Origin of the sequence: Fulvivirga sp. (assembly GCF_040220315.1) — a bacterium.
Lineage (GTDB): Bacteria > Bacteroidota > Bacteroidia > Cytophagales > Cyclobacteriaceae > Fulvivirga.
This window is the reverse complement of the sequence record NZ_JAVJUY010000218.1, coordinates 1-10368: the sequence shown is the minus strand read 5'-3', so window position 1 is coordinate 10368 and position 10368 is coordinate 1. Positions and strand designations below refer to the sequence as shown.

General features: G+C 38.7%; 7 protein-coding genes and 1 pseudogene. 3 read left to right on the top strand and 5 right to left on the bottom strand.

The window, feature by feature from the left end; all coding sequences use genetic code 11:
• The 5 genes and pseudogenes from RLO81_RS10705 to lon all read right to left on the bottom strand — a co-directional run.
• Positions 1–875, bottom strand: a pseudogene (locus tag RLO81_RS10705) (hypothetical protein); the annotation flags it as partial.
• 365 nt (positions 876–1240) lie between these two features.
• Positions 1241–2302 carry a DUF4421 family protein gene (locus RLO81_RS10700; protein ID WP_350111255.1) on the bottom strand — a complete coding sequence of 354 codons (1062 nt, stop codon included), beginning with the start codon at positions 2300–2302 and terminating at the stop codon, positions 1241–1243.
• Between the two features lie 2 nt (positions 2303–2304).
• On the bottom strand, positions 2305–3696 hold the full coding sequence (gene hslU, locus RLO81_RS10695; RefSeq protein ID WP_350111252.1) for an ATP-dependent protease ATPase subunit HslU: 1392 nt from the start codon (positions 3694–3696) through the stop codon (positions 2305–2307).
• 6 nt (positions 3697–3702) lie between these two features.
• On the bottom strand, positions 3703–4716 hold the full coding sequence (gene porQ, locus RLO81_RS10690; RefSeq protein WP_350111249.1) for a type IX secretion system protein PorQ: 1014 nt from the start codon (positions 4714–4716) through the stop codon (positions 3703–3705).
• Between the two features lie 9 nt (positions 4717–4725).
• Positions 4726–7191: an endopeptidase La gene (gene lon, locus RLO81_RS10685; protein ID WP_350111246.1), complete on the bottom strand. Its 2466-nt coding sequence runs from the start codon at positions 7189–7191 to the stop codon at positions 4726–4728.
• Positions 7192–7366: 175 nt separating this feature from the next.
• Between lon and RLO81_RS10680 the strand changes: the two genes are divergently transcribed.
• From RLO81_RS10680 to RLO81_RS10670, 3 genes are all read left to right on the top strand, one after another.
• Positions 7367–9358: an OmpA family protein gene (locus RLO81_RS10680; protein ID WP_350111243.1), complete on the top strand. Its 1992-nt coding sequence runs from the start codon at positions 7367–7369 to the stop codon at positions 9356–9358.
• Positions 9359–9445: 87 nt separating this feature from the next.
• Positions 9446–9982 (top strand): RNA polymerase sigma factor, encoded by a 537-nt coding sequence (locus tag RLO81_RS10675; protein WP_350111240.1) that lies wholly within the window; start codon positions 9446–9448, stop codon positions 9980–9982.
• Positions 9966–10340, top strand: a complete 375-nt coding sequence (locus RLO81_RS10670) for a DUF6768 family protein (protein ID WP_350111237.1) — start codon at positions 9966–9968, stop codon at positions 10338–10340. Before RLO81_RS10675 ends, RLO81_RS10670 begins: the two co-directional genes overlap by 17 nt.
• The last annotated feature ends 28 nt before the right edge of the window (positions 10341–10368 follow it).

Here is a 10368-nt window from a genome sequence, read left to right as displayed (position 1 = left end):
GAGCCTGTGTGATTTACTATCCTTGTAATATCTCCACCTTGCTCTAATTTAAAAGTTACAGGCACTTCTCTGGATGCCCACACTTTCATCTTAAACACCTGGCCTTCTGCATAGTCTATATTCGCATCAAGCGTTAGGGTTGTTCCACCAAACGTTTCTCCTGCAAATTTTTCCATTTGTGCCACTTTTGCACTCATATTTATTCCACTGGCATCGGGGTTGTCTATAATTGTTGATGTACCTCCACCAAAATCTCCAAACGTATATGGTGCACCATCGTCCTCAAAATCTACCGGGAAAGCAGAAGACGACCCCCCACCTCCACTCATATCAACCAGCCTAACATTTTCTACCAGAAGAGATCCTCCAAAATCCAAACCCGCACCTACAGCTAAAACAAATCCGTAAGTAAAGCTTTCTGATGCTCCACCTGAAATACTGCTAAAATCAAGTGCATAACTGGTGAAAGTCGCATCATTCAAACCTTGCGTTTGTAAATCAAAATTCTCTGCAAAACCAGCTCCTGGGAAATTAGTTCTTAAGTGAACTGCAGTACCTACTAATGCTCCATCGGTTTTCAAATCAAATTGAAGTTGAACATCAGTCACATCAGTAAAATCGATTCCCGAATTAATTACTTCAAATATGAAGCCTCTACCGTTAACACCATCGGTATTCGTACCTGAAAGTACCAAAGCACCAGAACCTGCATCTCCACCAGTAGCAGACCAAGAAATACTTGCCTCATCCATTGGGTCTCCGGCCTTCGTCCAGTCACCCGATGTATCTGTGTTGAAGTCCTCCGTGTAGACATCTTGTCCCATTAAACTTATTGATGTCAGAATGGCACCAACTAAGAGTATAAAATTTTTCATCTGTTATTATTTGGTTAACTAAATTTTCTAAAACCGCTCCGCAATCGTTTTATATTTCATTGCAAACGATTACTGTATTTGTTGATCAACATTGTAAAATGCCAAATGTTATAAATACAGTATCTCTAATCTAGCTCCTTAACGCGCGTGATTCCTAAAAATCGACTACATCAATTCTCTAAAACCACTACTACAAAATTGTTGGGGAATGTTGTTTATTTTGATTCTAACGCGAAAATCGACTCACAATGTACTGAACAGCTACAAATCATTGCTTTGTTATTGTGAGCTTTAATACACGTAGAATTGTCTTTAAATTGTGCAACCGATTGTAATCGGCCTTAAGATGTGGGGCTTAATAGTATTTAGAAAATACTTTTTTTCATAAATCCCTTTTCTTCAATACGTATTCCTACAAAGAGTTTAATATTACCTGATGCACTAGCAATATTGGTATTATCGAGTTTGGCAGAAACTAACTGAAAGAAGCCAGAAGCACCTGCAAAGAATTGCGAACCGTTGTAACCAAAACCGCCACGAAAATTAACTACGGGCCTAAACCCAATATTTTCTTCTGAAAAATCCCCTCTGTTGTAGGCTGTCCATAAATGGCCTGGGCCTATGGATAAAGCCCCGTTAATGTAGAAGTTGCTCTTGGTAAGTGTATAGGTATATCCGGGCATTAGTGCCAATGTAGTTACCCTCATTCGCCTTAAATCATTATTAAGCGGATAGGCCGCGCGTGCCGATGGTGGGATAAGTGTAGAGTCTGCCGAGAACCTGAAGTTAGACACGAAAAAAGAAAGTAAAAAAGACCCTTCGCTTTTTAATTGCCTATCTGCCTGTGTGTAAGGCGAGCGGAATGAAAACTGTTTGTGATTAAAAATATAAAATCCATTGAATTGAAGGTAACGTAATGATAGATCATCCCGAATTGGATACGGATCGCCACCTTGCCAGTCGTCAAAATGGTTTTGCGGATCTTCCATGTACATGCCGTTGTATCTTTGAAAGGCTACATCTGCCCCCCATTTTTTTGCATAAATATTCGTTTGAAAATCAAAAGAGTCTGTTTTCCCAAAAATTTCTGTTGGGGTTTGATTTTCATCTTGAGGCAGCTTAAATGAAAGCTCAATATTTAAGTCGAATGCATACAAACCAATGCCCATAAAATTATTGGAGCTAGGCGAGTAGCGTATGTCCGGAACATTTTGGTTTTCATCCGTAATATCAAGATTAAGTGTGCGGAGCGTAATAATTGGCTTTATGTACCATTTATCGTGCGATTCTTCTATGTACAGCCTACGCGCTTCGTGATATTCTTCTTTTTTAACCTGGGCAATTGAATCTAAGAGGGCTAATTGGCCAAAAACACTTTGGTTAAAAGCACAAAAGCATACGGTACATATAATCGAAGCCGCTTTCAAATTTATAAAATAAACTCACTCAGGTCTTTATTTTTAACTAATCCGCTCAATTTCTCCTTCACTAGCTCTCTGGTAATTACAATTTTTGCATTAGGGCCTATTTTATCAGGCACATCAAATAAAAACTCATTCAATAGTCTGCTCATGACAGTGTGGAGTCTTCTGGCTCCAATATTCTCTACCTCGGTATTAATATCAAAGGCTGTTTGGGCTATTTCGTCCAATGCTTCTTCCTGAAATGTAAGTTCTACCTGCTCCGACTCCAGTAAAGCCATATATTGCTTTGTTAAAGCATTTTTTGGTTCCATTAATATATGGAAAAAATCGTCTTTGGTTAAATTTTCTAATTCTACTCGTATTGGGAATCTACCTTGCAACTCAGGAATTAGATCAGATGGTTTGGCCACATGAAATGCCCCCGCTGCAATAAACAATATATGATCAGACTTGATTATTCCATATTTGGTATTGATGGCACTACCTTCTACAATTGGAAGCAAATCTCGCTGTACACCTTCCCTACTTACATCTGCCCCACTTTTCTGGCCGCCACTCTTCGCTATTTTATCAATCTCATCGATGAAGATTATTCCTGTATTCTCTGCTCTGCGTATGGCCGTTTCTTTCACTTCGTCCATATCAATTAACATTTGAGACTCCTCATCCATTAAAATTTTTCTGGCTTCCGCAATGGACACTTTCCTCTTCTTCGTCTTTTTGGGCATCATATTGCCTATCATTTCCTGTAAATTAATCATAGAAGACTCATCCATAGCACCTCCGCCTATCATTCCAACTCCACCTCCGGCAGGTTTCTGAACATTAATATCTATTTTCCGATCTTCTAATTCACCGTTTCGTATTTTCTCTCTGAATCGCTCTCTTGTACGCTCATTAAGCTCTTGCTCAGATTTAGGCTCTGTTTCTGAACTGTCATCAGCAGTACTTTTTGTTACGCCATTTGTTCTCATGGGTGGAATGAGTGCATCGAGAATGATATCTTCCACAATCTGTTCCGCTCTAACCTTTACTTCCTCCTTTTTCTCTGATTTTATCATGTTCACAGACTGCTCAACCAGATCTCGTACCATGCTTTCCACATCTCGCCCTACATAACCAACTTCAGTGAATTTAGAGGCTTCCACCTTTGTGAAGGGCGCATTTGCTATTTTCGCTAACCTTCTGGCGATTTCAGTTTTACCCACTCCGGTAGCGCCTATCATCAGAATATTATTGGGAACAATTTCCGATTGCATCTCCGACTTCACATTCATCCTACGCCAACGGTTTCTTAACGCAATGGCCACATTTCTTTTCGCATCATTTTGCCCGATAATATATTTATCCAGCTCTGCTACAATTTCTTTTGGTGTTAAATATTTATTTGAGTCCATATAATTTCAACTTCTTCTATTCTTAAAAAACTTGTTCGTATTGGCTGTTAATGTAAAGCTATTAGACCCGCCTGCGGCATGATAACCACCACGACTATAAGAAAATTCAAAGGCCTTTACTTTAAACATTAACCCGTAGGAAAAACCGGCTCCTCCGCCAGTGTCAGGCAGTTTTAATTCTTGCCTCACCAGATGATTATACCCAAAACGAAGGTTAATGTTTTTAGATAACAGTAATTCTACTCCTACGTTCACATGTCGGAGTACTTTATCCAGTGCACCAGGCTCCTCTTCATCTGAGCTATTATTCGGGTCAAAATATGCAATGTCACCGTCCGTTAGATTATAACCCGTAAGTGAAAATCTGAATGGCATATATTCTGGTTTTATCGTTGTACCTACATGAATATCAAATGGCAACCTTGAATCACTGGCATCTGAATAATCTGATAAGATAACACCCACATTTTTAAAGACTAACCCTACAGTGAATTGTTTAGTTGGGTGATTAAAAATGCCGCCCATATCCAATGCCAATGCAGATGAACTAAACCCTCCTATATTGGAGTTCAAAAATTTTAAAGAAGCTCCTAATGTAAATACTCCAATGGTATGATTGCTACCTAAGATTAATTGGGTTTCGCCTGCATCAAATGAGCCGAGGTCTGCTCCAGTGGCATCGTAGCTATCAAACTCTCCATAATCCAAATGATTAACACCCAGAAACCATGAGCCAAACTTACCAAAATCGTGCTGATAGATGGCTGTAACAATGCCGGCATCAGCAAAATAATCTAAGTAGGAAAATGAAGCCAGGCCGCTTAATGTGTCTCCGCTTAGCGCGGGGTTAGAAAAGGCCAAATTCACATCTTCATTAGCCAATGAAACATTTACACCGCCTAAACCAACCAACCTGGCATTTGAAGGTATATTTGTAAATGTGTAGGAAGTTTGACCTCCTGTTTGTGCCGCAGCAAAAAAGGGTATTAGTAAAGCAAATAGAATTAATCTGTAGCCCATTAACATCTGTTAGTTTACAATATTAACCTTTTCGGGAAAGGTAAATTGCATGGGCTTCTTTACTTTTTCTTTTAAAAGAGCTATCTCCAATACTTCATCTACATCCTGTACATAGTTGATTTTTAATCCTTTAATGTACTTATCATCAATTTCTGCTATATCACGCTTATTTCTGGTGGAAAGTATGATTTCCTTTATACCAGCTCTTCTGGCAGCCAAAATTTTCTCTTTAATGCCCCCAACAGGTAATACCTTCCCCCTCAGAGTTATCTCCCCAGTCATTGCGAGTTTGGACTTTATCTTGCGCTGGGTATAGATTGACGCCAGTGATGTTAACATAGTGATACCGGCCGAAGGACCATCTTTGGGAACAGCCCCTGCAGGAACGTGTACATGTAAATCATAATGATCAAATACTCTGTAGTCTATCAAATAGTGCTCAGCATTGGCTCTCAAATAAGAAATTGCAGCCATAGCGGATTCCTTCATTACATCCCCTAACTGGCCAGAAAGTGTAAGTTTACCCTTCCCTTTGCTCAAGCTTGATTCGATAAATAAAATCTCACCACCCACTTGCGTCCAGGCTAAACCGGTTACAACACCAGCAACATCATTACCCTGATACAATTCCTTATCAAAAATTTCAGCCCCAAGAATTTCAACCACTTCTTTATCGGTGATAGAAGCAGAAAATTCTTGCTCCATAGCCAGTGATTTGGCTGCATTTCTTACAACTGCCCCAATTTTTCGCTCTAAATTTCTCACACCAGATTCCCTGGTATATCCGTCAATCAACTTAGTAATACCACTTTTCTGAAATTTAAGATCACCGGCTTTGAGGCCATGCTCTTTTTTCTGCTTGGGGATCAAATGCCTTCTGGCTATTTCAGATTTCTCCTCTAACGTATAACCTGTAATTTCTATAATTTCCATCCTGTCCCTCAATGCAGGGTGTATGGTATCCAATGAGTTTGCCGTAGCAATAAACAGCACTTTAGATAGATCATAATCCAGCTCCAGGTAATTATCCTTAAACTCATGATTCTGTTCGGGGTCTAATACCTCTAACAATGCAGAAGCAGGATCTCCTCTAAAGTTGGAGTTAACTTTATCAATCTCATCCAGAATAAACACAGGGTTCGAAGATTTAGCCTTTTTTATGTTTTGAATAATCTTACCAGGCAATGCGCCTACGTAGGTTTTTCTATGTCCTCGAATTTCAGCCTCATCATGCACACCACCCAATGACATTCTGACATAATTTCTCTTCAGTGCCTTGGCTATGGACCTACCCAATGAGGTTTTACCTACTCCAGGAGGGCCATACAAACATAAAATAGGACCTTTCATGTCGTTTTTAAGCTTTAGAACAGCTAAATATTCAATGATACGCTCCTTCACCTTTTCCATGCCGAAGTGATCCTTATCAAGGATTTTTCGTGCTCGATTGAGGTCAAAATTATCCTCAGTAAATTCTTCCCATGGTAGCTCCAGCAGTAACTCTGCATAGTTCATAGCTACTGGATATTCTGCCGCTTGCGGGTTCATCCGCAATATTTTATCAAGCTCTTTGTTAAAATGCAGATGCACCTCATCACTCCATTTCTTCTTTAAGCCTTTTCTTCGTAATTCCTCTACCTCTCTATCCGGGCCTTCATTGCCCAACTCGTCTTGCATTACCTTAATTTGCTGGCGTAGATAATAGTCACGCTGCTGCTGATCAATATCGGTATGCACTTTCTTTTGGATATCATATTTCAACTCCAAAAGTTGAATTTCTTTAAGCATTAACTCCAACAACAAAGTAGCTCGTTCAAAACCATCATTGGTTTCTAATAGCTTTTGCTTATTAGGAACATCAGCATTAAGGTTAGAAGCCAAAAAGTGGGTTAAAAAGCCTAAATCATGGATATTATCCAAGGCCATTTGAGCTTCTTGAGGGATTTCAGGGTTCAATTTCAAAATTTTGGCCGCTGAATCTTTCAATGACTGCATCAGGGCCTTACCCTCTTTGTTCTTTTTGGGAGGAAATACACTTTTTAAAAGTTTTACTTTGGCCGTCAGGTATGGATCCTCTGATAGTACTTCATCTAGTTCAAATCGTTTTTTACCTTGAATGATAATAGTGATGTTCCCATCGGGCTGAGAAAGCATTTTGATGATTTTAGCCACAGTACCCACCTTGTAGATATCTTTTGAAGTCGGGTCTTCAGTAGCACCATTTTTTTGGGCTACTACACCAATAATTCGATTCCCTTTATTGGCTTTCTTAACAAGCTTAACAGATTTCTCTCTACCCACAGTAATAGGTATTACCACACCAGGAAAAAGTACTGTGTTTCTAATAGGCAATATTCCTAACTCATCAGGCATATCGTCTTCCTTCATTTTAGATTCTTCCTCTGGATCCATTATTTGAATTAATTCTTCTGTATCGCCCTGCACAAGATCTCCAAAATATATATTCTTAAACATAGATGTTGTTTTCTCTTTGTAAATATGTCATGTTGACACACAATTAGTCTAAATTGCGCTAATTAAATAGGTTTACTAAAGTTTCAATACCTGTGCCAAACTCAAATCCACTGACAACTTGATAAAAATACATTTTTGTAACATCTTTATTAGTAGCATTAAAACCGGGGTGGGAGTGAATAGATTTTTTTTAAGGCATGTAATCTGCCTCATTTTAATAATGACGGTTGCAGGAACCGGATTTTCACAAAAGAATAAGAAAACAAAGAAATCGTTAGGGGTTGTTTCTTTGAGCGACACGCTAAAGCAATTCAGTGATTCTAAATTTTTTAGTTTTCCCAATCTTAATAAGATACCCTATTATCGAAATGAGTCTAAATTAAAGACAATCAGAAAGTTAGATGACCAACAGAAATGGGAAGAACTCTATCCCATTCTAAGAGAGTATGTATCTAATTTTGGTGCGATAAACTTTTACAGAGATACGTACTTTATTTGGCGCTTAGGCAAGCTAACTGAAGTATATGGCAATCTTTCTGAAGCAAAACTGCTCTACAAGCTAGTACTTAAGCATCACCGGGAAGATATCGACATACGCGAAATAGAATTGTATTACGAAGAACTTACTGAGAATGATCGCGACTATTTTGTGCCACTTGAATATTACTATGAGCTTGTTGATTACCGCAAAGAAATTGATACCCTGAGACCCCCACGGAGTGTCTTACTCAACATGGGCAGCACTGTTAATTCAGATCTTTCTGATTATGGCCCAACGCTCAGTGGAAATGATGATGAACTCATTTTTACATCAAAAAGAAACTCACATAACAGGGGGTTAGACCCGGTACATGATGAAGACCTTTTTTATACCACGAACGAGTTTGATAGTTGGGGTAAAGCCAAGGAATTTGAAGGTATCAACACTCAATATAATGAAGGTTCTGCTACCATTAGCAGGGATGGCAACACACTATTTTTTGCTCGTTGTAATGCCCCGGATGGTTTAGGCGATTGCGATATTTACTGGGCAAAAAAACAACTTGACGAAAAATGGGGCGAAGTGGAGAACCTTGGTATTAATGTAAACAGCATCGCCTGGGATAGTCACCCAAGCCTGTCACACTCAGAAGACACGTTGTATTTTGCATCGGATCGATTGGGTGGTTTTGGGTTGTCAGACCTCTATTATAGTGTAAAACGTGAGGATAATACTTGGGGCAAAGCAGTGAACATGGGGCCAATTATTAACACCCGTAATTCGGAAGTCAGTCCATTTTATCACCACGTCTATGATGTGCTCTACTTCAGTTCTAACGGTCAGAACTTAAATTTTGGTGAATTTGACATTTATAAATCGTATCATGATGGGCTGAATTGGGGAGAACCAAAAAATATTGGCCCATTGGTTAATGGCCCGGGAAGCGAGTTTTATTTTACTATTGACTCAAAATCGGAAGACCTGTATTACGCAAGGTCAGTAGAAAACAATATGAACAATCTTGATTTATATTCCTTTCCGCTACCAATGGAAGCTCAGCCGGGTGCTAATACCACCATTACCGGCTCTCTAATTAATGAAGAAACAAAGGAGCCTTTCAAAGGCATTGTGTCTATAATTGATCTCGACAATGGAATAGAAGTAGCCCCAAAATTTCTCAGGCCAGACGGTTCTTTTCAGTTTGATTTGATAAACAACAACAACTATTTGCTCATTCTTCAAGGCGAGGAATTTTTTCGAATAGAAGAAATATTTTATCTGGATGGTGAGTTGCAGTTGAACAAAACTACAGCACCCATTTCAAGTAGGTTAAAGTTTGAATCGATAGAATTTGAGGAAGGCAAAGCCGAGATGTCTACTCCTATGTATAACGATTTAGATAAACTGGCAGACTTTCTATTGGATAACCCTGACTTTAAACTGCATATTTCAGGGCATACAGATTCCAACGGCCGTGAAGAGTTTAACTTGAAGCTATCGCAAGAACGTGCTGACATTATTAAGGAGTACCTAGTATATTTTGGTAACGTGCCTGAAGATCGGATTACAGCGCGGGGTTATGGAAGCTCTAAACCTGTAAAAGGTGTAGACCATACCAAACCACTTAACAGGCGTGTAGAATTTGAGATTTACAAAGGGCATCAGACGCCTCAGTATGAGAAATAGACTTTCGCCTAAGCTTTTTTTCATAAAATATTCTACAAAATTGAACCTTCACGTAAAATCGTAGTCTTACCATCGAAACTAAATTAAATGAGGAAATCGAAGGTATTTGATGAGCTGTTAATAATTAAATGTAATGATGGTGACCAGAAAGCCTTTGAGTTGCTCGTAAAACGATGGAACAAAAAACTACTGGCATTTACCTACCGATATGTGAAAGACTTTGACGTTGCCAAGGACATAGTACAGGAAAGTTGGGTATCGATATTTAAAGGGCTAAGCAACTTAAAAGAACCATCTAAATTTCATTCATGGGCGTTTCGAATCACGTACAATAAAATTGTTGATCAGTTTAAAAAATCTCAGAAAGATCATGACATTCGGGCGTCTGAAGAAATTCAACCTCCTAATGAAGAAAGTGAGCAGCCTGATGTTCGGATTTATTTAAATAAGCTTCCTCCTGAGCAGAAAACGGTCCTCACATTGTTTTACCTTGAAGAGCTGTCGATATTGGATATTTCCAACGTATTGGATATCCCCACAGGAACAGTTAAATCAAGAATATTTTACGCACGAGAAAAATTAAAAGAAATTATAAATAAGAAAAGTTATGAAAACCACGGATGAACAAATTGATAAGATCATTCATGAAGCGCTTAGCAAAGAAGAAGCTGAATATTATGATCAATTAGGTGAGCAATCTTTATTAGACATGTCACTTGGCGTGTTTCAAGGAAGAAATAAGAATATTTACATACTCACATTAATAGTTTCCTTTATCATATTCGGTGTTTTCGTTTACTGTGCCTTTCAGTTTTTCAATGCATCAGAAATTAAAGAAATGCTCATTTATGGAGGTATTGCTTTGTGGAGTATTATTAGTGTTATGGCAGTAAAGCTTTGGCATTGGATGGAAATGCATACCAATCGCTTGATTAGAGAGATAAAGAGATTGGAGCTTCAAATAGCATCTTCGAAAAAGTAAAACAAAAGCCTCACAGAATTCTGTGAGG

Bases quoted from the DNA above. Each gene is read 5' to 3' on its own strand.
- RLO81_RS10670 (WP_350111237.1), top strand. From the start codon at position 9,966: ATGAAAACCACGGATGAACAAATTGATAAGATCATTCATGAAGCGCTT.
- lon (WP_350111246.1), bottom strand. From the start codon at position 7,191: ATGTTTAAGAATATATATTTTGGAGATCTTGTGCAGGGCGATACAGAA.
- hslU (WP_350111252.1), bottom strand. From the start codon at position 3,696: ATGGACTCAAATAAATATTTAACACCAAAAGAAATTGTAGCAGAGCTG.
- RLO81_RS10675 (WP_350111240.1), top strand. From the start codon at position 9,446: ATGAGGAAATCGAAGGTATTTGATGAGCTGTTAATAATTAAATGTAAT.
- porQ (WP_350111249.1), bottom strand. From the start codon at position 4,716: ATGGGCTACAGATTAATTCTATTTGCTTTACTAATACCCTTTTTTGCT.